Origin of the sequence: Pseudomonas sp. ABFPK (genome assembly GCF_001586765.1) — a bacterium.
GTDB classification, from domain to species: Bacteria; Pseudomonadota; Gammaproteobacteria; order Pseudomonadales; family Pseudomonadaceae; genus Aquipseudomonas; species Aquipseudomonas asiatica.
In genome coordinates this window covers 77,328-101,979 of the sequence record NZ_LQXW01000045.1, presented here as the reverse complement: position 1 = coordinate 101,979, position 24,652 = coordinate 77,328, and the positions used below count along the sequence as shown (strand labels likewise).

General features: G+C 61.6%; 25 protein-coding genes. 13 read left to right on the top strand and 12 right to left on the bottom strand.

Going from position 1 to position 24,652, the window contains the following annotated elements:
• Positions 1 to 8 precede the first annotated feature (8 nt).
• Positions 9 to 1,202, bottom strand: a complete 1,194-nt coding sequence (locus tag WM94_RS22520; protein WP_023662718.1) for a sodium:proton antiporter — start codon at positions 1,200 to 1,202, stop codon at positions 9 to 11.
• 271 nt (positions 1,203 to 1,473) lie between these two features.
• On the opposite strand from WM94_RS22520, the gene WM94_RS22515 reads away from it, so the two are divergent.
• Positions 1,474 to 2,049, top strand: coding sequence for a phosphoribosyltransferase family protein (locus tag WM94_RS22515; RefSeq protein WP_061552136.1), 576 nt, complete (start codon positions 1,474 to 1,476; stop codon positions 2,047 to 2,049).
• A 1-nt stretch (position 2,050) separates the two neighbouring features.
• Here WM94_RS22515 and WM94_RS22510 read toward each other — a convergent pair whose 3' ends face one another.
• Complete coding sequence (locus WM94_RS22510; protein WP_061552135.1) at positions 2,051 to 2,941, bottom strand: universal stress protein; 891 nt, start codon at positions 2,939 to 2,941, stop codon at positions 2,051 to 2,053.
• 69 nt (positions 2,942 to 3,010) lie between these two features.
• On the opposite strand from WM94_RS22510, the gene WM94_RS22505 reads away from it, so the two are divergent.
• Positions 3,011 to 4,000, top strand: coding sequence for a universal stress protein (locus WM94_RS22505; protein ID WP_061552215.1), 990 nt, complete (start codon positions 3,011 to 3,013; stop codon positions 3,998 to 4,000).
• A 218-nt stretch (positions 4,001 to 4,218) separates the two neighbouring features.
• Positions 4,219 to 5,178, top strand: coding sequence for a ribose-phosphate pyrophosphokinase (locus WM94_RS22500; RefSeq protein ID WP_061552134.1), 960 nt, complete (start codon positions 4,219 to 4,221; stop codon positions 5,176 to 5,178).
• Between the two features lie 15 nt (positions 5,179 to 5,193).
• Here WM94_RS22500 and WM94_RS22495 read toward each other — a convergent pair whose 3' ends face one another.
• The 3 genes from WM94_RS22495 to WM94_RS22485 form a co-directional block, all read right to left on the bottom strand.
• A complete protein-coding gene (locus tag WM94_RS22495) occupies positions 5,194 to 6,084 on the bottom strand; it encodes a universal stress protein (protein WP_061305639.1) in 891 nt (296 codons plus the stop codon).
• 128 nt (positions 6,085 to 6,212) lie between these two features.
• Positions 6,213 to 8,489 (bottom strand): heavy metal translocating P-type ATPase, encoded by a 2,277-nt coding sequence (locus WM94_RS22490; RefSeq protein WP_061552214.1) that lies wholly within the window; start codon positions 8,487 to 8,489, stop codon positions 6,213 to 6,215.
• A gap of 5 nt (positions 8,490 to 8,494) precedes the next feature.
• Positions 8,495 to 8,749, bottom strand: a complete 255-nt coding sequence (locus WM94_RS22485; RefSeq protein ID WP_024086880.1) for a hypothetical protein — start codon at positions 8,747 to 8,749, stop codon at positions 8,495 to 8,497.
• Positions 8,750 to 9,106: 357 nt separating this feature from the next.
• Between WM94_RS22485 and ftsH the strand changes: the two genes are divergently transcribed.
• Positions 9,107 to 10,948: an ATP-dependent zinc metalloprotease FtsH gene (gene ftsH / locus WM94_RS22480; protein WP_061552133.1), complete on the top strand. Its 1,842-nt coding sequence runs from the start codon at positions 9,107 to 9,109 to the stop codon at positions 10,946 to 10,948.
• A gap of 27 nt (positions 10,949 to 10,975) precedes the next feature.
• A complete protein-coding gene (locus WM94_RS22475) occupies positions 10,976 to 11,401 on the top strand; it encodes a potassium channel family protein (RefSeq protein WP_003256841.1) in 426 nt (141 codons plus the stop codon).
• A 140-nt stretch (positions 11,402 to 11,541) separates the two neighbouring features.
• Here WM94_RS22475 and WM94_RS22470 read toward each other — a convergent pair whose 3' ends face one another.
• A complete protein-coding gene (locus WM94_RS22470) occupies positions 11,542 to 12,096 on the bottom strand; it encodes an Hsp20/alpha crystallin family protein (protein ID WP_061552132.1) in 555 nt (184 codons plus the stop codon).
• Positions 12,097 to 12,290: 194 nt separating this feature from the next.
• Here WM94_RS22470 and WM94_RS22465 point away from each other — a divergent pair, with 194 nt between their 5' ends.
• A complete protein-coding gene (locus tag WM94_RS22465) occupies positions 12,291 to 13,016 on the top strand; it encodes a hypothetical protein (protein WP_061552131.1) in 726 nt (241 codons plus the stop codon).
• On the opposite strand, the gene WM94_RS22460 is transcribed toward WM94_RS22465, so the two are convergent.
• The gene (locus tag WM94_RS22460) at positions 12,991 to 13,722 is read right to left on the bottom strand and encodes a helix-turn-helix domain-containing protein (RefSeq protein ID WP_061552130.1); all 732 of its coding nucleotides are present in this window, start codon (positions 13,720 to 13,722) and stop codon (positions 12,991 to 12,993) included. The genes WM94_RS22465 and WM94_RS22460 overlap by 26 nt on opposite strands.
• 234 nt (positions 13,723 to 13,956) lie before the next feature.
• On the opposite strand from WM94_RS22460, the gene WM94_RS22455 reads away from it, so the two are divergent.
• The 3 genes from WM94_RS22455 to WM94_RS22445 all read left to right on the top strand — a co-directional run bounded on the left by WM94_RS22455 (position 13,957) and on the right by WM94_RS22445 (position 16,505).
• The gene (locus tag WM94_RS22455) at positions 13,957 to 14,415 is read left to right on the top strand and encodes a hemerythrin domain-containing protein (protein WP_023663333.1); all 459 of its coding nucleotides are present in this window, start codon (positions 13,957 to 13,959) and stop codon (positions 14,413 to 14,415) included.
• A 57-nt stretch (positions 14,416 to 14,472) separates the two neighbouring features.
• The gene (locus WM94_RS22450) at positions 14,473 to 15,042 is read left to right on the top strand and encodes a GNAT family N-acetyltransferase (protein WP_061552129.1); all 570 of its coding nucleotides are present in this window, start codon (positions 14,473 to 14,475) and stop codon (positions 15,040 to 15,042) included.
• 95 nt (positions 15,043 to 15,137) lie between these two features.
• Positions 15,138 to 16,505: an erythromycin esterase family protein gene (locus tag WM94_RS22445; RefSeq protein ID WP_061552128.1), complete on the top strand. Its 1,368-nt coding sequence runs from the start codon at positions 15,138 to 15,140 to the stop codon at positions 16,503 to 16,505.
• A gap of 45 nt (positions 16,506 to 16,550) precedes the next feature.
• On the opposite strand, the gene WM94_RS22440 is transcribed toward WM94_RS22445, so the two are convergent.
• The 4 genes from WM94_RS22440 to WM94_RS22425 form a co-directional block, all read right to left on the bottom strand.
• Positions 16,551 to 17,264, bottom strand: coding sequence for a phosphoribosyltransferase (locus tag WM94_RS22440; protein ID WP_003256832.1), 714 nt, complete (start codon positions 17,262 to 17,264; stop codon positions 16,551 to 16,553).
• 62 nt (positions 17,265 to 17,326) lie between these two features.
• Entirely contained in the window at positions 17,327 to 17,935 is a 609-nt protein-coding gene (locus WM94_RS22435; protein ID WP_023661505.1) for a hypothetical protein, read from the bottom strand.
• Between the two features lie 55 nt (positions 17,936 to 17,990).
• Entirely contained in the window at positions 17,991 to 19,358 is a 1,368-nt protein-coding gene (locus tag WM94_RS22430; protein WP_023661504.1) for an MBL fold metallo-hydrolase RNA specificity domain-containing protein, read from the bottom strand.
• 2 nt (positions 19,359 to 19,360) lie between these two features.
• A complete protein-coding gene (locus WM94_RS22425; protein WP_061552127.1) occupies positions 19,361 to 20,275 on the bottom strand; it encodes a universal stress protein in 915 nt (304 codons plus the stop codon).
• Between the two features lie 186 nt (positions 20,276 to 20,461).
• Between WM94_RS22425 and WM94_RS22420 the strand changes: the two genes are divergently transcribed.
• The gene (locus WM94_RS22420; protein WP_061552126.1) at positions 20,462 to 21,010 is read left to right on the top strand and encodes a GNAT family N-acetyltransferase; all 549 of its coding nucleotides are present in this window, start codon (positions 20,462 to 20,464) and stop codon (positions 21,008 to 21,010) included.
• A gap of 27 nt (positions 21,011 to 21,037) precedes the next feature.
• On the opposite strand, the gene WM94_RS22415 is transcribed toward WM94_RS22420, so the two are convergent.
• Positions 21,038 to 21,964: a universal stress protein gene (locus WM94_RS22415; RefSeq protein WP_039612897.1), complete on the bottom strand. Its 927-nt coding sequence runs from the start codon at positions 21,962 to 21,964 to the stop codon at positions 21,038 to 21,040.
• A gap of 372 nt (positions 21,965 to 22,336) precedes the next feature.
• Here WM94_RS22415 and WM94_RS22410 point away from each other — a divergent pair, with 372 nt between their 5' ends.
• From WM94_RS22410 to WM94_RS22400, 3 genes are read left to right on the top strand one after another with little or no spacing between them, the layout of a single operon-like run.
• Positions 22,337 to 22,585 (top strand): hypothetical protein, encoded by a 249-nt coding sequence (locus tag WM94_RS22410; RefSeq protein WP_031324572.1) that lies wholly within the window; start codon positions 22,337 to 22,339, stop codon positions 22,583 to 22,585.
• 2 nt (positions 22,586 to 22,587) lie between these two features.
• A complete protein-coding gene (locus WM94_RS22405; protein WP_015270120.1) occupies positions 22,588 to 23,409 on the top strand; it encodes a helix-turn-helix domain-containing protein in 822 nt (273 codons plus the stop codon).
• The gene (locus WM94_RS22400) at positions 23,394 to 24,632 is read left to right on the top strand and encodes a DUF4010 domain-containing protein (protein WP_061552125.1); all 1,239 of its coding nucleotides are present in this window, start codon (positions 23,394 to 23,396) and stop codon (positions 24,630 to 24,632) included. The genes WM94_RS22405 and WM94_RS22400 overlap by 16 nt, the downstream gene beginning before the upstream one ends.
• The last annotated feature ends 20 nt before the right edge of the window (positions 24,633 to 24,652 follow it).

The window sequence follows — 24,652 nt, the reverse complement described above, 5'->3', positions numbered from 1 at the left end:
ACCGATCGTCACTTTCCAACGCTGCGTCCCAACCGACGGGCCCCAGGTGCAGCGCTTATGCCGTGCAATACCACGCTGAGCACGACGCAAGCGATAGTCGTGGCGATGATCGTGCTGCCCTCTTGCAACCGTGCATCGAGTACCAGCACAGCGAAAACGATAGACGCTAGACCACGCGGCCCGAACCAGCCAATGAACAGACGGCTATCGGCAGTCAGTTCGCTCCCGGCAAGGCTGACCCAGACAGGCACCATACGCACCAGCGACAGGCTCAGCAGCGCGTAGAACCATACCGAGGGCGACAGGATTTGCGAGGCCTTGGGCGCAACGTAGGCACCGAACACCACCCAGGTCAGCAGCGAAAGCGCTTCACCGCAGGATTCGCCGGTCTTGAGCAGCAGTTGCGTTTCCCGATTGAACAGGTACCCCGTAAGCAATCCTGCGCAGAATGCCGCGATGAAACCGCTTCCGCCCATTGCCTGGGCACTGGCGAAACTCAGCAACGCCAGGGCGGGCATTACCAGTTGTTGCCATGATTCCACCTGCAGGCAGCGGCGCTGCGAAAGACGCAACAACCCTCCCACCATCAGCGCCAGCACAGCCCCCGTCAGTGCGCCGATACCCAACTCCTCAAACAAGAAGTATCCCCCCAGGGCAAAGGGCATCGTCGAGCGGCTCTCCATCAACAATGCCAGCAACAAGAGCAGCACCGGCACGCAAATGCCATCGTTCAACCCGCTTTCGACATTCAGGCTTTCACGCACGCTGGCTGGCACGAGGGGGTTGGTCACCACTGCCTTGCCAAGGGCGGCATCGGTGGGGGCCAGGATTGTCGACAACAGGGCCATTTCCAGCCAGGGCATGCGTGGAAACATCAGCCACGCAGCTAACCAACCGGCGACCAGGGTCAGCGGCAAGCCGATCGCCAGCAGGCGCAGCGGCAGGCTCCGGTTGCGGCGTAACTGAGCCAGATCAGCATGGGCAGCATCGCTGAACAACACGATCGCCAGGGTAAGCTCGGCCAGTAGCCGAAGGTCATGGCGGTCCAGGGAAAGGTTCAGTAACCCGAGCCCGGCCGGGCCGGCCACCAGGCCCGCCAGCAGGAACAACAGGGGCCCGTTGACGGGCCTGGATTCGAGCGCGCCGGCCAGGTTGGCGTAAAGCACCAGCAAGGCAGCCAGGACAGCCAGATTCTGATACATGACAACCCACCGTGATCGACACGACTGTATAAAAACGCTACCACTGCGTCCGTGGCGCGGCGATCCCAAAGGCTGCAGAAGTTATCTTAGGTCAACAGTTGAAGTAATTAACCTGCAAGACCGCTGCGCATCGAGCGGTGCCAGCCCCAATGCCCTCGACATCGACCGCAAGCATTGTCATGGAACTGACCTGTGCTTGGCTTTTATCAAGTCCAATTGGCGGTGGCAGGGTAATTTGCCAATGACCATTGGCCGGCTACGGACAAGAATCATGAACCGCCCCGCTCCCTCACGCGTTCGCCTGTATGACGAACAAGATCTCGATAGCGTGCTGCGTACAATGGCGTATCAGGCGCTGGCGCTGATGCCTGCGCAGCCCCTGGTACTGGTGGGAATTCAACGCCGAGGTGAGCCTTTGGCGCGGCGCCTGCAACTGCACTTGCAGCAACTGACCGGTAGTGCCGCGCTACTGCCGCTCTACCCGATCAAGGTCAAGCGTTACGCCGACGACCTCAGCCTCCTGCATGCCCATACGCAGCTCACCGAGAACCCTGAGCTGGCCAACCTGAATCTGGCCGAAACCACCTTGTTGGTGGTCGATGACGTGCTGTACGAAGGGCACTCCCTGCTGCGCACCTGCGCTTACCTGGCTGAGCTTGGGGCGCGACGGGTACTCAGCGCGGTGCTCGTTGACCGTCACGCCTGCCGCCAACCCGTGCATGCACACATCGTGGGCATACACCTGCAAGTCGCCGAGCAGGACATCGTCGAATGTCATGTGCCGCCTTTCGAAGCGGATTTCAGCGTGGAAGTGATTCGCCACGGCCGAGCCGGCGATACCGCCTGAATCAATCGGCTGACGGGGGCCTGACTGTCAGAACGCTGCACGGGGCATGATTGACGAGCCGTTCGGTAGTATCGCCGATCAGCTTGGCCCAACGTCTGGGCTGCACCACGCCGACCACCACCACATCGATCTTCAGCGTGGGGACGAGAGACTGAATGACGCGTAGCGGCGCACCTTCGATAAAGTAGCGCTGCGCATAGGGAATGCCATGGATATCGGCCAGTTCATCGAATGGTAGCTGGAGTGACTCGCGCACTTGCTCCGCCCATGGCGCTGCCAGGTCGGGATTGGCCAGCATGGCCAACGGCAGATCGTAGACCGACAGCAGATGGACCTGGCCGTTGCATGGGCTCGCCAGTTGCCGGCCTGCCTCCACCAGCGCATGGTTCAGCGCTTGCTGCGCAAGGTCCGCCTTGGCCACATCCACGGCCACCAGTATGTTCGCGGGCATGGCGCTGGCCTCGGCAGGCACGAGCAGCAATGGCACCTTACTGGTATGCAGCAACACATGGTCAACCGAGGATTTGTCGTTCAGGCCAGGTACCCGACTGGCGGGTAGCCCCTTGATCACCAAATCAGGCGCAAAGCGTGCAATACACGCCGGTACGAGGTCACGCGCCATGGAGCTTTCCAGCGCTTCGAAGGTGGTGTGCAACCCTGCGGGCGCCTGCTCGTCGAGCAATGCCTTGAGCCCGGCACTGAAATGCGCGAACGCGGCTGAAGGTTGTGAAACTTGCTGCCCTGGCTCGGGCAGGCCAGGCTCAGTGGTGGCGTGGATGCCCAGTACGTGCAACAAGGCACCTGACGCTCGAGCCAATGCCATGGCCCGATGCATCGCGGCATGGGCCTGGACCTTGGTCATGACCAGAAGAATCCGGCGGTACGGGCTCATCAGCCACCTCCTGGCGCGAATATGGGGTGCCGCACCGCTGTCATTATCGAAGCTGCCGCTCAGCCAATCTTGATAAATATCAAGGCCATCAAGCCCCGGTGCGTCACCCTTGGCCTGTACCGGTGGGCCTTCATCGAGGCTGCCATCGCCGTGGAGGCCATCATGAACGCTTACTCGCGACTGCTACTGATCTGCCATCCAGACCTGCACCCCTCGCCTGCCCTGACGCGTGCTCAGGCGCTGGCCAGTACGACAGGCGCCACCTTGCACCTGGTGGTGCTCAGTCAACTGCCCTCACGCCTGGCCACCCTGGACCAGGTGCTGCGCAGTAATGCCCGCAAGCAGGACGCCGAGCACCGCAAGGCTTGGCTCGCCGACCAGGTGAAGGCGCTGGGCGAACTGGGCATTACCGCCTACGCCGAGACACTGGACGATGAAGACCCGCTCAAGGACTTGATCCGGCTGGCCCAACTGCACCGGGTGGAGATGGTGATCAAGGACATCAGGCACGAAACCGCCTTGAGCCGTGCCCTGCTCACCCCCTTGGACTGGCAACTGCTGCGCCGTTGCCCGATCCCGATGCACCTGGTGGCCCAGGCTGAAACCAAGCTGCCAGCGCGCATCCTTGTCGCCGTGGATCTTGTCGAGCACGACCCGGTGATCGACAGGCTCAACGACCACATCCTGCAACGGGCACAGGCACTGGCACAGCGATGCAAGGCGCAACTGCACCTGCTGCAGGCCTATGAACCCAGCACCAGCTTCGTTGCCTATGCCGCCGCACCCGTGGCCTGGACTGACAAGCTGGTAGAGGAAATATCTGGTCGCGCGCGCGAGCGCATGGCGACGTTCGGCGGCCGCTACGGCATCAAGCCAGATCATCTGCATCTGGTGAGAGGCGCTGCCCGTAACGTGGTCAGCGACTACGCGAACAAGCATGGCTTCGATGTGGTGGTGATGGGTACGCTCTACCACGAGGGGGTAAGCAAGGTCGTTGGCAGTACTACAGAGCAAACCCTGTACAAGGTTCACTCCAGCATTCTGGCGATCCACGGTTGAACGATCACCTGCCTGGTTTCACAACCTCCAGTTTGTCACTGTGGCTTTTCTGGTATTTGTCCATTGGCGTACTCTCCGTGCAGGGTATAGGTGCGCAGGCCTTGGCATGCTCTGACCTGCCCAGTGTCCGCCTGCTGGCTATGCTCGACTTGATAAACGTCAAACCCCACAGTCCAACTCAGCTTATGTTGCTATGTACGACCAATGGAGCGCAGGGCATGAATGACACACCGCCGTTACTGTTCGCCCTGCGAGGCAGCCAGGCCTATGGGAATGCCGTGGCGCAACGCCTGGGCTGGACACTGTCAGCACATGAAGAGCGTGACTACGAGGACGGAGAACACAAATGCTGGCCTGGCGAATCGGTCGACGGTCGATCGGTCATCGTCTTTCACTCGCTCTATGGCGACGCGCACCACAGCGCACACGACAAGCTGTGCCGGTTGCTGTTCTTCTGTGGTGCGCTCAAGGACGCCGGTGCCAGCCAGGTGACAGCAGTCACGCCTTACCTGTGTTATGGCCGCAAGGACCGCAAGGTGGAGTTTCAGGATGCGACCATCACCCGCCATGTGGCTTGCCTGATGGAAAGCATCGGTGTCGACCGCGTGGTGGCGCTGGACGTACACAACCCCAGCGCCTTCGACAACGCCTACCGAATCCCGAGCTGGAACCTGCAATGCACCAAGCTGTTCGCCCAACACCTGGCCCCGCTGCTCGGTGAGCAGACAGTCACGGTCGTGTCGCCGGATATTGGCGGCATCAAACGCGCCGAGCAGTTTCGCCAGGTTCTGGCGGACCTGCTCGGGCGCCCTGTATCTGTGGCCATGATGGAAAAGCACCGCCAGCAGGCGGGCCTGAGCGGCGAACACCTGGTGGGTGACGTGGCAGGTAGCACTGTCATCGTGTTCGACGACCTGATCAGTACGGGGCAGACGCTGCTGCGCGCAGCTCAGGCCTGCCGGCAGGCCGGAGCCAGCCGCATGCTGGCCGCTGCCACCCATGGCCTGTTCACCACTGGTGGCGAGCTATTCGACAGCGGGGTATTCGAACGGGTACTGGTGGCCGACAGCATCGCGCCCTTTCGCCTGCCCGTGCGATGCCAGCAGCAGCTGGATATCGTCGATACCAGCGCCCTGGTCGCCGAGTTGCTTGCCAACCGCCGGGGCTGGGGCGCATGAACCCCAGGCATGGCCCTACACCGCCAGGATATTGCAGGGTATCTGGTACAATACATGCTCCGTGGTGCTGCCGAACAGTCGGTCCAGCCCACGGGCAAGCGGCCTGCCCATGACGATCACGTCCACCGGGTGGGTCTCGACATATTCACTCAGCACCGCGACCGGGCGGCCCAGCAGGAAGTGCCTGCGTTCGGCCGGCGCACCGTAGCGGTCGGCCAGCGCCTTGAAATCGTCCTCCAGGGCATGGCGCAAGGACTCGCCGACGTCGCCAATGGCCCAGGCGCCATATCCCATGTCGCCCATGTAGGCCATGGTCAGGTCACAGGCGAACAGCAGGTCCAGTTGCGCGCCGGTCTGCAAGGCCAGCGCATTGGCCTGCTGGACGATGCTGTTATTGCGCGCCTGGCCCTCGGGCGATTGATCGGCCACGTCCACCGCCGCGACGATCTGGCGAGGCAAGGCTGGTCTGGCGGCGCCCAACAGGTAGACCGGGATCGGGCAATGGCGCAGCAACTGCCAGTCCAACGGGGTAAAGAAGGCCCGCTTGAGCACCGGCTCGTGCTCGACCTGCTTGAGCAGTACATCCGGCTGCATCTCCAGGGCATGTTCGAGAATATCCGCCTGCAGATCGCTGCTCCAGGCGACTTCCGTCGTCACTTGCACACCCGAGGCTCGTAGCACCTTGGCCTGGGCCTCGAGCTGGTCTTGCTGGGATTGCAGGTAAGCCTGCCGCTCGCTCCGAGGGTCACCTGTCTCCAGGAACCTGAGCTTGTCCAGCGACTCCAGCAAACCCACTATGTGCAGGCTTGCCGAACTTGACCTGGCCAGGGCGGCAGCCTGTTCCAAGGCACAGCACTGGCACAATGCCGGGCGCAGGATCAGCAACAGGCGTTGATAGTGGCTCATGGTAGCCTCCAATGATCGGGATCGGGGGTTGCATCAAAGGTGCTGGCTTTTCCGGGATATCGGTCATGGTTGCCTCGGGGGGAGTTGAACGCTTGATTTTTATCAACCCTGTCAGGCGCTGAATGCTCTCAGCGGTGATCCAAATACCGGTAAAGGGCTTCTTCCTGGTCGAAATGCAACTTGGCCAAGGTGTCCAGGCGTATCAGCTGGTGCTGGATGTCATCAGGGCTCGCTGCCGCCCGGTTGAAATCCTGGCTCATGCGGGAAAGAAGATGGATGAGGCGGAAGATTTCCCGGTGGGTATGGCTCATCGCCGAGAGCGGATCTTCGCCCTGCATGAAGCGGCTCAGCAGCGGATACAAACGACGCTCGTCATCGCGCTCGTGGCGTTCCAGAAGGTCATGCAGGCCGGTGACCAGTTTGCCCAGGTCGTCCCGCGCCTGCTCGATGGGGCGTTTGGCGAAATCGCAGGCCATCTGGCTCAGCTCCGTCAGCAACCCGTCGAGTTGCCGATGCTCATCCTGCAACCGATCCAGGTCCTCGACGGCAAGCCCGCTGCGTCGCCCGGGCGTCAAGGGGCCCAGCGCACGCAAGGCGTTGACGATGATCAACAGGTCGATACCTTCCTGCAACACCGCCCCCAGCAGCGCGGGCAGGTAGCCGGCGGCGGCAACCAGCATGGCCAGCAACGACAGGCTCATGCCCACCCATACCCCCTGACGGGCGATGTACACGGCGTACCGGGCGATATCCAAGGCATCGACCAATCGATCGAGACGATCGACCAGCAACACCACACCGGCCGCCTGGGCAGAGGCCGTGACGCCAGAAGCGCCCATGGCAACCCCGACATCGGCCGCCGCCAATGCTGGCGCATCGTTGATGCCATCGCCGACCATCAGCGAGGGCGCGATGCGGCAGCCCTCCTGCACCAGGCGAATCTTGTCGACTGGCGAGAGCCCCGAGCGAAGCTCATCGATACCCGCCGCCAGCGCAACCATTTCCGCCGTTTCCGGGCGGTCACCGGTGAGCATGACGACCTTTTCGATCCCGCGCGCCCGCAGGCGGCGCAGTGTCTGGGGGGTTTCCCGGCGCAAGTCATCGGCCAGCCGCAGTACCGCTTTCAACTCACCGTCAACCGCCACGAAACTGCCGCTGTTGGCCAGGTAGTCCAGTTGCTGCAAACGTGCCTGTGCCCACTGGCCATCGTCCTTCTCGCTCTGCACATAGGCCAGGGCGCCCAAGCGTACAGCCTTGCCTTGAACGATCCCGGCAAGCCCCTGGCCGGGGCTTTCCTGCACCTGCTCGGGCGCGGTCAGCGTCAGGTTGCGCAGGCGGGCAGCATGAACGATGGCCTGGGCAATCGGATGGGTCGATGACTGGGCCAACGAAGCGGCCAACTGCAGCATCTGCAACGGCGCGCCTTGCCCCTTCAGTTCGATCGACTGCAACTGGGCATGACCACTGGTCAAGGTACCGGTCTTGTCGAGGAACACCTGGCGGATGCCGGCCAGGGCTTCAAGCACCTCGCCGTCACGCACGAGTATGTTGCGCCGTGCAGCCCTCGAAATACCTGAGATGATGGCAATTGGCACCGCCAGTATCAGCGGGCAAGGCGTGGCGACCACCAGCACGGCAAGCACTCGCTGCACATCGCCACTGGCCCACCACGCCAGCGCAGCAATGAGCAATGTCAGCGGGATCAGCGCCAGCGCATAGCGGTCGGCCAGGCGCATGAAAGGTGCCCGTGACTGACGTGCCGCTTCGGCCAGCTTCACGATGCCAGCGTAGGTGCTTTGCGCCGCGGTATGCGTGGCCAGCAACAGCAGCGGCGCACCGGTGTTGGTCACCCCACTGGCCACCGGCTCACCGGCATGGCGGGTAACCGGTAACGATTCGCCAGTCAGCGCAGCTTCGTCCAGGGTCGCCTGCTCGGATTGCAACCACCCGTCCACCGGCACGATCTCACCCAGGCGCACCAGTACACTCTGCCCAGCGCGGACTTCGTCCACCGGTACCTCACGCAAACCATCCTGCTCTTGAATCCAGGCCCGCTGAGGGGCCCGGTCGATCAGTGCCCGCAACTCGCGCTCGGCGTGACGCAAGCTGAGAGTCTCCAATGTACGGCCCGAGGCAAGCATCAGCGCAACCACGGCGCCTACCAGCATCTGCTCAAGGGCCAGGGCCGCGCCAATCGACATCAGCGCGATCAGGTCAATGCCCGCCTCACGCCTGGCCAGGCGCCGGGCCATTTCCACCGCCAGCACCGCTGCCATGATCGCGCTGCCGGCGGCCCAGATCAGCGCAGCCCAGGTCGGCTGTTGCGCCGCATAGGCCAGCCCTCCGAGCAGCAAGGCCAGGACGCAGACCAGCAACAGGCTTGGGTCCAGCCATCGACGTGACACGGCGGTCACTTGCGCTTGGCCTGCTGCAGCAACTGTTGGACCTGTTCCTGGGCCTGGGTCGCTCTGCGCAGTGCCTCGTTGGCGGTCTGCTCGACCAGGTCGATGCGGTAGCACACCTGGTCGGCCCGCAAACGGGCGGTAGCCGCGTTGTTCTCGGCCGACTCCAGGCGCGCGTCGTATTCTTCAGCGTGCCAAGGGGTACAGCCCGAAGCCGATGCCAGCAGCAGACTGGACAATCCGGCAAGCAGATAGCGTTGCATGTTGGTGCCCTCGCGCATGCCCAAGACACCCTCAGTATCGGCATCGCCACTCAGCGCAGCCTGACATTTATCAATCTCGCCCAGCGTGCGATAGCGCGCCGGTTTTGACCTTTGTCAATCACGTAATACCGCTGGGGGGTAGAAACATGGGCTGAGGGCATCTCAGCACACCTTTACAACGGATAGCGAAGACCACCCGAACTACCTTTATTTGCGCGACACCGTCAACGGTGGGCTGGAAGCCAAGGTGAATTTGCTTCGCGAACGGAAATTGGTCGAGCGCGCTGCCTGGACGTGAGCAAGGTCGAAGACTACTTGTTGATCGCCTGACCCGGCTGCCCACCACGAGATATGGTCATGAACAAAGATCAGCCCTGGAAGCTGTACTTGCTGGCGATCGGGCTTTCCGTGCTCGCCGCCATTCAGTTCGGCCTATTCGACCGTGCGGCCGTGCAGACCATCTCCTATAGCCAGTTCATGCAATTGCTGGAGCAGCAAAAGGTCAGCGACCTTCGGGTCGAACACGACCGTATCCTGGGCAAGCTGCAGGAACCCATCGCAGGTCGCTCGATGTTCTCCACGGTGCGGATCGACCCGCAACTGAGCGAGCAACTGGGCCGCACGGGCGTGACCTTCACCGGAGTAGCCGAGGACAGCAACCTGGCTGCCATGGTGGGTTGGCTCATGCCGCTGATAATGATGCTGGCGCTGTGGTTCTTCCTGTTTCGTGGGGTAACCGATAAACAAGGCCTGGGCGGTCTGATGGGTGTGGGGAAGTCGCGCGCCCGGGTCTACGTCGAGCGTGACATCAAGGTCACCTTCGCCGATGTGGCGGGCATAGACGACGTCAAGGGCGAACTCACCGAAGTGGTGTCCTTCCTCAAGAACCAGGCGTTCTATGCCCGTCTGGGGGCGCATGTGCCCAAGGGCACATTGCTGGTCGGCCCCCCGGGCACCGGCAAGACCCTGGTGGCCAAGGCGATCGCCGGCGAAGCGGCGGTACCCTTTTTCTCGATCTCCGGGTCCGAGTTCGTCGAGATGTTCGTTGGCGTGGGCGCGGCGCGGGTGCGCGACCTGTTCGACCAGGCCCGACGCGCCGCGCCCTGCATCATTTTCATCGACGAACTGGACGCCCTGGGCAAGATGCGTGGCATCGGCAGCCTGGGTGGCAATGACGAGAAGGAACAGACGCTCAATCAACTGCTGGCCGAACTGGATGGCTTCGACCCACGCGAAGGCGTCGTGCTGCTGGCGGCGACCAACCGCCCTGAGATACTGGACCCCGCGCTGCTGCGAGCCGGACGGTTCGACCGGCAGATCCTGATCGACCGGCCTGACCGCAAGGGTCGCCTGGCGATCCTCAAGGTGCACCTGCACAAGATCGTCTACAAGAACGACCTGGACTGCGAACGCATCGCCGACATCACCCCCGGCCTGACCGGCGCCGACCTGGCCAACCTGGTGAACGAGGCCGCCATCGTCGCCACCCGACGTGCCAGCCAATGGGTCGAGCTGCAGGACTTCACCGCTGCCGTCGAGCGCCTGGTGGCAGGCGTGGAGCGCAAGGGCAACGTGCTGCGCGACGATGAACGCCAGGTCGTGGCGTACCATGAGATGGGCCACGCGCTGGCCGCAAGCAGCCTGCCGGCGATGGACCCGGTGCACAAGGTGTCGATCATCCCCAGGGCCGCTGGCTCGCTGGGGTTCACCCTGCAACGGCCGACCGATGACCGCTACCTGATCAGCGCGCAGATGCTCCGCGACCGGATCGTCGTGCTGATGGCCGGACGAGCCGCCGAAAGCCTGGTATTCGGCCAGGTGTCCACCGGGGCTGCCGACGACCTGGGACGCGCCACCGACATCGCCCGCCAGCTGATCACCCGCTTCGGCATGAGCACGGAACTGGGCCAGGCAGTGCTGGAGCGCCAACAGGCCAGTTACCTGGGCGAATCGTTGTTGCGCCAGGAGCGCAAGGACTACTCAGAGCAGACCGCGCGCGAAATCGACCTGGGTATTCGGGGCCTGCTGGAAGACGCTTACGCCCGTGCCCGGACCTTGCTCGAGCAACGACGCGCCGACCTGGACACTGGGGCACGCCTGTTGTTGGCCAGGGAAACCATCACCCCGGAAGAATTCCCGGCGCTGCTGCCGGTGGCCAAGGACCCTGCCACCTATAATCTGGTCGATGCGGCCAAATGACACTCCGATCCAGTCCGAGTACCGACCATGCTCACCGTCACATTGATCAACATGCTGGTGGTGATCCTGGTGGTGATCATCCACTACGAATGCCTGCTGCGCCTGAACGACTGGCTACCGCGGCTGAAACTGTGGAGCCGATTCCGGATCGTCGCAGGCGTATTCGGCGCGCTGCTGGCTCATGCGCTGGAGGTCTGGTGTTTCGCCCTGGTGTATTACCTGATGATTCACGCCGAAGGCTGGGGCACGCTCAGTGGCAACTTCGACGGCAGCTTCCTGGATTGCGTGTACTTTTCCTTCACTACCTACACCACGATAGGCTTTGGCGACATCGCGCCTAACGGCCATCTGAAGTACCTCACCGGCCTGCAAGCGTTGACAGGCCTGGTGCTGATCACCTGGACCGCGTCGTTCCTGTTCCTCGAAATGCAGAAATACTGGAAAGCCAAATAGCGCCTGTTCAGGCGTCTGGGTGTGGCGTCCAGTGCTACAAGTGGACGGCTTGCGAAGGTCACCTGGGGCAGTTGGTTGGAGCACCGTTGCGCTGTAACACGAGAAGGGAGCGTCCATGCTCCTGAACGCGGCCGGGTCGCTCATTTGGTGATGGGAATCACTTTCTCGGGGTGAATCGCTTCTGCACGCTTGGGCAGATGCACCAGCAGCACGCCCTTGGCGAACTGTGCATTGATCTTTTCCGCATCTACTTCACGGGGTAGCTGGAAAACCCGCTCGAAGCTACCGTAGTGCCGCTCTGACAAGTGGTACTCCTTGCGTTTTTCGTCAACCTCTTCCTGCTTCTCGCCGCGGATCACAACGTTGCCATTGACCAGCTTGATCTCGATGTCCTTGTCGTCCACACCAGGCAGTTCGGCGCTGATGCGAAACTCATCGGCCAGTTCGCTGATATCCATCGCCGGCATGCCATGGCTGAACAGTTCACGGCGCCAGAATGGCTCGACATCGAACGGGGTATGGCTGAACGGCATGCGCAATGGCCGGCGACCGAAATCGTCGAACAGGCTGTCGATCTGACGCCGCAACTGCTGGAATGGGCGCCACAGGTCCGATGGCTCGGTACTTGGCGGCGTAGCCTTGGCAGGTTGGGTGGTTGCGGAAGTGACAGGTACTTTCTTCGCTGTTTCGGACATGGCGACCTCCTCTAATGAGTAATGCCTCCCTGGGAGACGCCTCGATATTGCGCTGGCAGGCAAGCCCCCGTTTGACCTTTATCAATCAGGATGCGGCCACCATCCTCTGTCGGTTTGATCCTGATCAAAGTGTTGCCATCGCAGGGGCTTAGCTTATATGGAACGTGGCCCGCCCAAACCTGTTCGAGGCGCATATGGACCAGGATGACAGTGAGTGTGTCCGTTTGCTGGAAACATTGCCGGGGCCCGGCATACAGTACCTTCGCCTGATGCTGTGTAACCCGCAACGCAGCGAGGCGATGCCAGGCCAGTATTGCCAACTGGCGAATCAAACCCAGCGCTGGACCTGCAACTACATCAGCATGCCTGGCGCAGCAGGTCGGTTCATGGTCGCCACCCGCAGCGTCCTGGCATTGAAGGTCGGAGATCTGCTGGAGTACTCAGGCCCGCTGGGCAGCGCATGGCCGGTGCCCTTGCAGACTGTGCGACTGCTGGCTATCACTCACGGTGAGGGGGTTTTGGCGCTACTTTGCACACTGGATGAGGTTCGCTGTTGGCTACCTTGGGTAGAGGTGAGGCTGTTGCACGAAAGCTTTGAGCAGGAGCACCTGCCCGCTGAATGTAAGCCATGGATCTCAGCGTTTACCTCGGTGCCGCGCAACAGCAGAAGCGTTTGGAGTCAACTGACTGAACAGCTGGAGGATTTCAAGCCGGACACTGTCTACTGCTGCGCGCCATCCTTGGTGGCAAGGCATGCCGCGCGCATCTGTTGGCAAAAAGGTGTCCCGATACAGCGTATCTGGTTGCGGGCAGACCATGTGTCGCGTCCATCCTGGAATTGTCAATTTCCTCTGAATGGGCCTGTGCAACGTTATGACAGGATTCTCGAGGCCCTCAATTCGCCTCCTCCATCCGACTGAGCTTGAGCAGGCCCTGTTGATCGATGAGTCGGACTTCCCGGCCAACGCATTGCAGGAGCCCAGCCTGATTGAACCGGCTGAACAGCCGGGAGACAGTTTCCAGGGTAAGGTCCAGGTAGTTTGCGATATCTCCTCGCGACATGGGCAGATTAAGGACGTCTGCACGCAAACCTCTTTCTTGATAACGCGCCGCCATGCCCAACAGGAAAAGCGAAAGGCGCTGCTCGGCTCGCCCGTGGCAGCAGCGCAGGTGTTCGTCCTTGCCTTGAATACCCAGGCTGAGCATGTGCAACAGTTGATAGCGCAATCCGGGTATCTGCCCCGACAGATCAACCAACTGGTCCAGCCGGATCGAGCAGACCAGTGAAACGTCCAGCGCTAACGCATTGCTCCGATAATGACTTGCCCCGATAGCGTCCAGCCCCAAGATTTCGCCCGGCAGAACGAAGCCGGTGACCCGCTCGTTGCCCTCGGAATCAATCAGAAAATTCTTGATGACCCCTGAGCGCAGGGCAAACACATGCCCCATGGGCTCATCGGCCTTGAACAGATATTCGCCCTTCTTCAAAGGGCGGTTACGGCGAATGATACGCTCCAGCTTTTCCACTTCATCGACGCTTAGGCTGGCGGGCAGGCAAAGTCGGCTCAAAGAGCACGCAAGGCACTTTACCTGGGGCTTTATACCCATATCTTCAGGGCCTGACATGACAATGTCTCCGCTTTTTCTTGCGGGCTCTATAAACGCTAGCCGCTTCGCCCGAGGTTTCTGAGGCAACTGACCAAGGGTCATGGTGGTGCCCCACTAAAGCTTGATCAAGATCAAGTCAGGCCAATGCGCTGCCCTCATGCTCGACTTAGACAGCCTTCAACCCGTGTTCCTGTCTGAAGGCCCCTGGGCCTTATAAATCTGCATTGTCTGGTAACGTGAAGAGGATGTGTCATGAATACCTTACTGAACGAACTTCACGCCTATCATCATGACATGGCCAATAAGATAAGCCAGATCAGGAAGTTGCTGAAAAAGCTAAAGCATGAACCCGATGCCACTGATGACTGTAAGCTTTTGTTCGAAATGTTGGAGGCCTTGCACAGCAATGCAGAGCGGCACCACCATGAGAATGAAGAAATCATTCGGCGAGCCTTGCTGGCCACGGAGGCGCCGATCCACCCGCGGATCCTGGATATCGAGCGAGATCACCAGGCATTTGCGCGCATTGCTGGGCAATTGAAGACATTAGCGGCTACGGCAAAAGACACGAAAGTTATCGCTGACACTGTCGATGACTATATCGAAAAATATTACGACCACATGGAGTCGGAGGAAAACATATTCTTTCCAGCTGCAGAAAAATGGCTTTCAAACAGTCAATGGCTGGAAATAAAACATCAATGGCATTAACTGGAGTACAAATTCAAGCGCCCAACCGCCCCATCTCAATCACACGAGGATACTGCCATGGCTTCTGCTGATACTTCCCGTCAACATACCGCGCCCTCGTTTCCCAAGCCTGCGGGCGAACATTGGATCGAAGCCCTCAACAATGGCACCCATGTACTGATCAGGCCGCTGCAAGCCAAGGACCGGGAGCGCGAGAGGGCCTTCATCGAACGGCTGTCACCGCAGTCGCGGCATTTTCGCTTCCTGTGCCAGATCAAAGAGCCCGGTGAGGCGATGCTCGACCAGTTGATGGCGGTCGACCAGGACCGACAAGCGGCTTATGTCGCCCTCGCCCATGTGGACGGCGAGCTGCAGGAGGTGGGCATATCGCGTTATGCCGCCATTGCCGGCAAGGATGAATGCGAATGCGCCGTGACAGTACTCGACAGCTGGCAGCACCATGGCCTGGGCCGCCTGTTGCTCAAGCACCTGACTGATCATGCCCGGGCAAAGGGCCTGCGGCAGATGTACTCGATCGACTCAGCCGCCAACCTGGCGATGCGCGACCTGGCCAAGGCGGCAGGATTCACCACCACTACCGATCCGGATGATCCGGCCCAGGTCATCCATCGCCTCAACCTGACCTGAAGCGCCGCTGCGCCAGCGCCTGGGGCAGCCACCGTGCTGCCCCGCCCGCTGCAAGCCCCACGACCTCCGGCCCTATCCGCACGAGGAGGGTATCCATGAACGGTAATTCGCGGAAACTGATGGAAAAGCTCTACGGCAAGCAATACCAGGTCGACAGCGCTGAGATCGCCCCCCTGCTGCATCAATTCGCCGAACCCTTGCCTGACCTGGACTCCCCCGCTTTCGCTGCGCTGTTCGACCGCTACGCCGACGCCCGTGTGGTGATGCTGGGCGAGGCAAGCCATGGCACCAGCGAGTTCTATCGCGCCCGCGCGGCAATTACCCGCCGGTTGATCGAACAGCACGGCTTCAACATCGTGGCCGTCGAAGCCGACTGGCCGGATGCCGGGCACGTCGACCAGTACGTGCGGGGCTTGGCCCATTCGGCATGGAAGCGCCATATTTTCAGCCGTTTCCCAACCTGGATGTGGCGCAACAGCGAGGTCAAGGCATTCGCCCACTGGCTGCATGGACACAATCGCCTGCTGGCCGTCGAGCGCCGCGTGGAGTTCAGAGGCCTGGACGTCTACAGCCTGCGCAACTCCATTCATGAAGTGCTGGCCTTTCTGGACCGGGCAGATCCGCACCTGGCCCGCGAAGCGCGCCACCGTTATGGTTGCCTGACGCCCTGGCAGGATGACCCGGCCCTGTACGGCCACTTCGTCGAGCGCGGTGGCGTCATGCCGTGCGAGCAGCCTGTGGTAGAACAACTGAATGTGATGCTGGCCGAACAGCTGTCGGGCCTGATCCGCAATGACGAAGCGTTCTTCAATGCCACCCAGAACGCACGGGTGATCATCGCTGCGGAGCAATATTACCGCGCGATCTACCGAGGCTCGACCGCCTCCTGGAATCTGCGCGACCGGCATATGTTCGATACCCTGCGCGCACTGCTGGAACATCGCGGGCCACACGCCAAAGCCGTGGTCTGGGCACACAATTCCCACATCGGCAGCGCAGATGCCACGGAAATGGGTTGGAAAGGCCAGTTCAACATCGGCCAACTGTGCCGTAAAGCCTTTGGCCAGGAGGCTGTGCTGATCGGCATGACCACTGACCGCGGTCAAGTGGCCGCCGCCAGTGACTGGGATGGCGACATGCTGATCAAGGACGTCCGCCCTTCGCGGTCGGACAGCTGGGAGCACCAGTTCCGCCTGGCAGGCGTACCGGCTTCTTTGACCGACTGGCGAGACCCACAGCGCAAGGAGTTGCGTCGCATCTTGTCCATGCCACTGCTCGAGCGCGCGATCGGCGTCATCTACCGACCGGAAAGCGAACGGCTGAGCCATTACTTCGAAGCAGTGCTGGCCGAGCAATTCGATGCCATGCTCTGGATCGAACAGACCCAGCCGGTCAACGCCCTGCCACTACCGAAACAACAGCACCTCGAACCGGAAGACGAAACCTATCCGTTCGGTGTCTGAATATCCGGCCTGCAAGCCTCAAGAGAAGAGGCTTGGGGGCCGCGACTAGCGAGCATGGTCATCTTCAGCCTCCCCGGCACGCGCTCTGGAGGACTCCGCGAGCCCGGCCTTGTCCATCAGCGCGATGACTTCTTCGTCCGACGTCTGGGGAAAGTCCTGGTACCAGTAGCCGACCGAAACCATCCGCTCAGGCACCAGCGGGCAGACCACCTCGTCTACTTCGCCCCACATGGCCTCCAGCGTTTCCGGTGGCGCGACTGGCACCGCGACTACGATACGCAAAGGGGACAACGCTCGTGTCGCCTGAATGGCCGCCATCATCGAGGCCCCGGTTGCCAGGCCATCATCAACCAGGATTACGGTCTGGTCCTTGAGCCGAAGCGGTGGTCGGGTACCTCGATAAGCGCGCTCGCGACGTATCAGTTCCTGGGTTTCCCTGGCAACCACGCTTTCCAGCAAGGTGCGATCGACCGGGTAAGCCCGCAGTGCATCGTCGTTGAGAATCTTCACCCCGCCCCCGGCGATCGCACCCATGGCATATTCAGGGTGCGACGGTATTCCAAGCTTGCGCACTACCAGCAGGTCAAGGCGAACCTTGAGGGCGGTAGCGACCTCGTAAGCCACCGGCACGCCGCCTCGTGGCAAGGCGAGCACGATCACATCAGCCCGTCCGGCATATCGGCTCAACGACGCCACCAGGCAGCGACCGGCTTCAGCACGGTCGGGGTACAGGGTGCGACGAGCAAGATCATGCGACATGGAAACCTCCCGCGCCGCGACGGGCGCCTGTCGTTTCAGCTACTGGCAAGCACTACCGCCATTCAAGGCAGCGTCGCCCGGGCCTCTTCAGGCAGCAGGTCGAACTGCTCGAGGCAGCGCTGTTCATCGTCTGCCGTCAACGCCTTGTATGCGCTCACTTCCCGCATCGGCGTATCGAACAAGGCCAGGCGTATCACCCCATTACGGTCCAGAAACGTTTGCGCCAGGCAGGTACACACCGGCTTGCCGACCAATGCCGTGAGCTTTTCATCCTCAGGGGTGTTCACCCGGGCCTGCAGGCTGTCTGTGCAATTCTCCACGATTCGGTCCACCGAGCGCCCCGCCAGCCAAACCGTGCCGCCAGCGAGCAACGCCAGGAACAGCAACATGCCCAAGAGCACGTTCGACTCCTGGGTGACCGAGCGCAGGAAGGCAAGCCGAGCCTGCCAGCCCGTGGCCTGGCCGTTGAATATGGTCTTGCCTACCGTGCGTTTCACGCCACGCTGCACCACCCACCCCAACGCCACGCACAGGGCGAGCAAGGCCAGCAGCATAAGTGGATGTTGCATCGGCAGGCGCCAGTTCGGGTTCAACGACCGGTAGGCAGCGATCACGACGAGCAGTGCGAAGATTGCCACGATAAACCCCAGGCTACCCCGTGGCCGATGCATCCAGGCCCGGAGTTTCGCCCTTGCTTGTGTATCCATGACAGCCTCCCGGCCCAGGCTAGCGCACTGGGTCAATAGCAACCGTTTCGTGGTACTCGGGTACGTACACCTGCCAACCGAGCTCGATGCTGATCCGCCGCCGCAGCGTGTCGGCGGCGTGCGGCTCACCGTGGATGACATAGGTCTGGCGTGGCGGGCGGGCGAAACCGCGCAACCACTCCATGATCTCGTCGGCATCGGCGTGCGCAGAGAGATTATCCATCGCATGCACCTGGGCCCGGATAGGCACGTCTTCACCGTGCAGGCGGACACTGCGCGCACCGGCGACGATGTCGGCACCGCGCGTACCACCGGCCTGGAAACCAGAGAACAGAATGCTGTTGCGCGGGTTGGGTGCCAGTGCCTTGAGATGGTGCAAGACTCGTCCACCGGTCGCCATGCCACTGGCGGCGATAATGACCGCGGGCTCACGCAGCTGATCCAGATGCCGGGATTCATCGACGGTACGGATGATATGCGTGCCCCTGCACATTTCGGCGCATTCCGCCAACGTCAGGCGATGCTCGCTCCGGAACTGCTGGTAAAGGGTGGTTGCGTCTGTAGCCATCGGGCTGTTGAGGTAGACCGGAATGTCGGGTATCAGGCCATCGCGCTTGAGCTTGTACAGGTAATACATCAGCAACTGGGCCCGGCCAACCGCGAATGAGGGCACCAAGGTGATGCCGTGGCGCAGGAGAGTCTGGTTGATGACCTGGGCCAGAAACTGCTCGGTCGATTCGCTTGGATGCTGGCGATCGCCATAGGTGGACTCCACCAGCAGCACGTCTGCCGTCCTGATCAGTTCCGGCGCGCGCATGATCGGGTCTTGTGGCCGGCCCAGGTCGCCAGAGAAGACCAAGGTCTGGCCGTCGACCTTGATCTGTACCGTCGCCGCGCCGAGTATGTGCCCAGCCGTGCGCAACAGCAGCTCCATCCCTGGCGCAATCATGGTCGGGTGATGCAACTCCACAGGGCGCAACAATGCCAAGGCACGCTTTGCATCCTGTTCGGTGTAAAGCGGGCGTGCCGGCGAATGCTTCGAGTAGCCGTGCCGGTTGGCATGCTCTGCCTGCTCTTCTTGCAGCCGGGCACTGTCGAGCAACAGGATTTCGGCCAAGGCACAGGTGGCCGGTGTTGCGTAGATCGGCCCGGTATAGCCTTCCTTCGCGAGCACCGGAAGATAACCGCTGTGGTCGAGGTGGGCGTGGGTCAGCACCACGGCATCGAGCGCGCGCAGCGCCGCCGATAGCGGTTCCCAGTTGCGCAGGCGCAGTTGCTTGTAGCCTTGGAACAGCCCGCAGTCGATCAGCACGCGGCTGCTGTCGCGGGTCAACAGGAACTTGCTGCCCGTCACGGTCCCGGTACCACCGAGGAATGTCAGTTGCATGGCTAGGACTCCAAGGTTTCGGCCGCTTGAGGGTGAACCGCAAGGACGCTGCACGGCGGGCGGCTGACGATGCGTTCAGTGGTGTCGCCGAGCAGTTTGTCCAGGCCCTTTGGCTGCACGACGCCCATGACCACCGCGTCGATATCCAGCACAGCGACTTGCTCGCGAATCACCTGAACCGGGCCACCTTCCAGGAAGTGGCGGCAATCGGCCGGGACCCCTTCGGCATCCGCCAGGGTGTCGAACGGCTCCTTCAAGGCATTGCGCATCTCATCGATCCACGCCTGGGTAACGTTCATGTCCGAGGCGAACACGCCCGCCAGGTTGTAGGCCGAGAGCAGGTGCAGCTGTGCATCGCATTGCAGTGCCAGCGCCTGCGCTGCACGAATCAGCCTGCGGTTGAAGGACGCCTGGTCCTCGGGGGTTTCGCTGAAGGAGGTGTCCACGGCGACCAGCACGCGCCGGGGCAGCGACACCGCCGCCTCCGGTACGAAGTGCGTGATGCCCTTCAAGCCCCGCATCAACGCGCAATCCAGGGGCGTGCTGAACAGGCGCACCATGGTTGGCGTCACTTCGCTGTCCTTGATGACCATATCGGGGTGCAGTTCGCTGATGTAGTCGATGGCCTGGCTGCGGATGTCATCTGCCTGCAAGGTGTCGACCGTCAGAGCGATGCCGCTGCCACGGTGACGCTCGACCAACCCCGCCAGCCGCAAACCGTAGTGGTCGAACTGACGCTGGATATCGGCCTCGTTCAATCGCTCTTCGCGCAGCAGGTGCTCCTGCGTTGGTTCGAACAAGCCCAGTACATGCACACTGGCACCACTGACATGCGCCAGGGCCAGGGCCCGGCGCAGCGCGGCCGAATGCGGATCGAGCTCGGTGAGCAGCACCAGCAGTTGTCGATATTGACCCATGGCGAACCTCCGGGCTTGCGCGGCTGGCGTGATGATGTAGGCGATTGTCCGAAAGCAGGCCTGTTCGCGCTTGATGCAGATCAGAAAACCACCATCCGAGCCGGAACTTGACGATTGTCAGAACCGGCGCCGCCCAGCACGGTACAACAGCTCTGGCAAGCATCGACCAGGTGTCCGGGAGGCGACATGAACAGGCAGCAGACTGAAAAGCCAGACGCGTGCGAGTATTGGATCGACAAGCTTTCTGATGGCTCTGCCGTACTGATCCGCCCCCTGCGCGAGGAAGACCGCGAAAGGGACCGCCGCTTTCTCAGCACGATCGCCTACGAGGCCCGGCGTTTCCGCTTCATTGCCGGGCTCTGTGGCGGTGTGCCGAGCCTGGATGCGCAGCATATGCCGGTGGATCATCACCAGTGCGAAGCCTACGTTGCCCTGGTCCATGCAGATGGCCAGTTGCGCCAGATCGGGGTCAGCCGGTATGCCAGTGTTCCCGGCAGCCTCCAGTGCGAATGCGCGGTAGCCGTAAATGAAGAATGGCAACGCAAGGGGCTGGGCCGGCTGCTGATGCAGCACCTGATCGCGGCCGCGAAGCGCAATGGCTTCCACTGCATGATCTCCAGGGACCTGGCGAACAACTACGCCATGCACCGGCTGACCAAGACCCTGGGGTTCACCTCCCGCTACCTGGGTGGCGATGTCAGCGAAATCCTTCACGAACTCGATCTTCACACCTGAAAGCAAGGCCCTTTCGGGCCTTGTCTCTCAGCCTTGGGAATGCTCTGGTGATATCACCAGCACGCTGCTGGACAACCGATGCAATACCCGCTCCGCAGTGCTACCGATGAACCAGCCAATGCCGCGATGGTGGTAACTGCCCATGACCAGCACATCGATATCATTGTTGTCCATGAACAGCGCCAGCACCTTGGCCGGGTCTCCCAGCCGCAGGTGGCGGTGTTCGGCGGCGATACCGTTGCGTTCGGCCAGTGCCTGGAATGCCTCGCTTTGCGCCTCGTGCAGCGTCTGGGCGAGGTTGGAGTCGAACAGAAACGAATGCTCGCGGCTGCCGCCTGAGTCCAGGTACATGGACCCCAGGTCGTAGGCATATAGCAGTTCGATCTGGGCGTTGCACTGTAATGCCAGTTTCAGCGCTTCACTGATGATCTGGTCGTTGAACCCCTCAAACTGGTCCTCGGGGCGGGACAGGTCCACGGCAGCCAGAATCTTGCGCGGCAGCGCGTGGCTGGCCTGATGCACCAGGTGCAGGGGGATGCGGGTTTCCCGCAGCAACTGAATGTCGAGCGAGGTGAACATCGCCCGCGCCCACCAGGGCTCATGCTCGAAGGCCTTGATCAGCATGGCGAACGGCTGCTCGCGCAGGTGGACGAGGATCTCGTCCAGCGGATGCTGCACCCATACCACTTCGGTGGTGACCGTGACCCCGTTACGGCGCATCGAAAGCGCTTGGGTTTCAAGCCATCCACGGTGTTGCTGTACATAACCTTCACGCATCACAGCCAGTGCCTGGTCGTTGACCAGGCCCGCCGTGGCAAGGCCTTCGAGATAGTCGAAAGCAACGATATGCAGGGCCATGCCCTTGGCCTTGGCCAGCGCAGCCGCACGGTCGTAGACCGGGGTGCGCCGCATCAGCGGCGAGGCGATCAGCAGGAGTCTTTGCGGGTTGTCCATGGCGCACCTCAGCGGTTGGGAAGTGTTTCTGGATCATCCATCACCCGCACCTGGCAGATTTGATGTTTATCAACTGAACCACTGGGCGGACAAACGGCAACGCCCGCTGCGCGGAAATTTGATGCTGGTCAAAGATCCTGGCCGTTAACGGCGCAATCTGACCCTACACCAACAACAATCATCGAATGCCCCGGAGGCTTGCCATGGCGCTCATGAAAACCATCGAGTGTCGCCTATGGTCGTTCGCCAACCGGCGCGATAGTGCGATGAAAATGGCCATCACGCCCTGAACACCCCTGTTGCCGGCAGGGATGCCTTCGTTTTCGCATGGATTTGCAGTTGGTTTGCTCATGCATGCTTTTGGAGGCTTCCATGAACATCTACGTCGAAAATAGCCCTCAGCAGAACCGCTGGTGGGTCCGCATGGACGACTGCCGGGTGAGTTTCGTTACGTCCGCCGAAGCGCAAGCCTTTGTCGACCGGTTGAATGCGCGCCTCAACGCGCCCCACTCGCGGGACATGCTCGCCGACTGGTCACCACGCCCAGGTATGGGCAGCGTTGGCAAAACCAATGCAGGGATGGCAGCCCAGGCAGGTCTCCGATGCGCGAAGGAGGCCTGAAAATGACTGGCCTACTGAAAGTGACCTTGCTCGACCAACCTGCAGCGTCGAGCCCGGCAACACCGATTCACCTGAAACCGCTGACGACCCTGTGCACAGAGTGCCGTGTCAGCGGGCTGTGCCTGCCCACCGGTCTACCCGTGCATGACAACAGTTGCCTGGGCGCACTGATCGGCCCGCGCATGCGTATTCGCAAAGGCGCCGCGCTGTTCAACGCCAACGATCCGCTGACGACGCTTTATGCCGTGCGCTGTGGCAGCTTCAAGACCAGCCTGAACAGCGCCGAAGGCCAGGGAGTGGTGATCAATTTCTGGATGCCGGGCGATGTACTTGGGCTCGACGCCATCGCCACCGAACATCACGTATGCGATGCCATTGCCCTGGAAGACAGCGAGGTGTGCCCTGTCCCCTATCGCCGGCTGCAGGCATTGGCGCGTGACTTTCCCGTCCTGCAGCAAAGCCTGAACCGTTTGATGAGCCGAGAAATCGTGCGTGAGCATGAGCGGGTGCTGATGCTGTGCAACCTCACCGCCGAACAGCGCCTGGCAAGCTTCCTGGTTGGGTTGTCACAGCGCTTCGTCAGCCGCGGTTACTCTGCCCACGGCTTCATGCTGCGCATGTCCCGGGAAGACATGGCTTCGTACCTGGGCCTGCGCCTGGAAACCGTGTGTCGCTCAGTCGCCCGCATGCGCGCGCTGGGCATCGTCAGCATGCGTGGCAGGCTTGTCGAGATACTCGATCTGCCAGCCTTGATAGCCCTTGAGCAAGGCGGCGCGGAAGTCAGCCCCAAGGACACCCCGAAGGCGCCATGCTCGACGCGGTAAATGTCAGCCACGGTGCCGTCGCGCTGGGCATCGGCATGCTGGTGGGGCTTGAGCGCGAGCGCAAGAAAGGCCGCAATGAAGATCATGCCGCTGCTGGCCTTAGGACCTTCGCCATCACCGCCCTGCTGGGCTACGTCAGCATGTTGCTGGCCGGGCCGGTGCTGGTCGGGGTCGCCAGCCTGGGCCTGGTTCTGATGCTGTGCATGCATTACCGCAAACACGCCGACAAAGACCCCGAAGTCACCAGCGAAATCGCCCTGCTACTGGTGCTGACGCTGGGCGCACTGAGCCTTGACGAGCCAGAACTTGCCACGGCGGTCGGCGTGGTGCTGACCGTGCTGCTGGCACTGCGCCACGAGCTGCACCATTTCGTGCTCCAGCAGCTGAGCGAGGAAGAGCTGCGCGATGGTTTGATGCTGCTGACGGTAGCGCTGGTGGTGCTACCGTTGACACCGGACAGGTTCATGGGGCCGTATGGCGCACTCAACCCTCGCACCATCTGTACGCTGGTCGTCCTGCTGATGACCGTCGGTGCACTGGGGCATATCGCCTTGCGTCTGGTGGGCCCACGCTACGGCTTGCCCTTGAGCGCGATCGCCTCAGGTTTCGCCTCCGGCACGGCAACCATTGCGCTGCTTGCCCATGAGGCACGTCGGCAAGTCACAGCCGTGAGGCCCTTGGCCGCCGCAGCCGTACTGTCGAACCTCGCCAGCATCGCGCAATTCGCCCTGGTGCTAGGCATCGTCGACCGACACCTGTTGAAGCCTTTCGTGGCCTCGATCGGGCTCGGTACCGTGGGTACGGTGGTTTACGGCACTTTGTTGCTTGCGCCCTGGCGCAGCGACCAAGGCACTTCAACAGCGCATCAGGGCGATGGTGCCTTCGATCTCTTCACAGCCCTGATCATCACCGTCGCGCTGACCGGAATCGCCTTGTTCTGTGCATTTCTACTTCACCATCTGGGCCACAACGGGGTCAGTATCGCGGCCTTCATCAGCGGATTGGCCGATGCTCACGTAGCGACAGCGTCGGTCGCCTCACTGGTCGTTGCCGGTAGACTCGGTGTAGATGGCCTGGTAGTACCCGGTTTACTGGCATTGACCGGCAATACATTGACCAAATGTATTCTGTCCCTCGGTAGCGGCGGCTGCAGCTTCGGGAGATACCTTGTTCCCGGCCAACTGGTCATCCTCGGTGCAATGTGGCTGGGGCTTTTGATATGAGGTTGTATCAGCAACCTGAG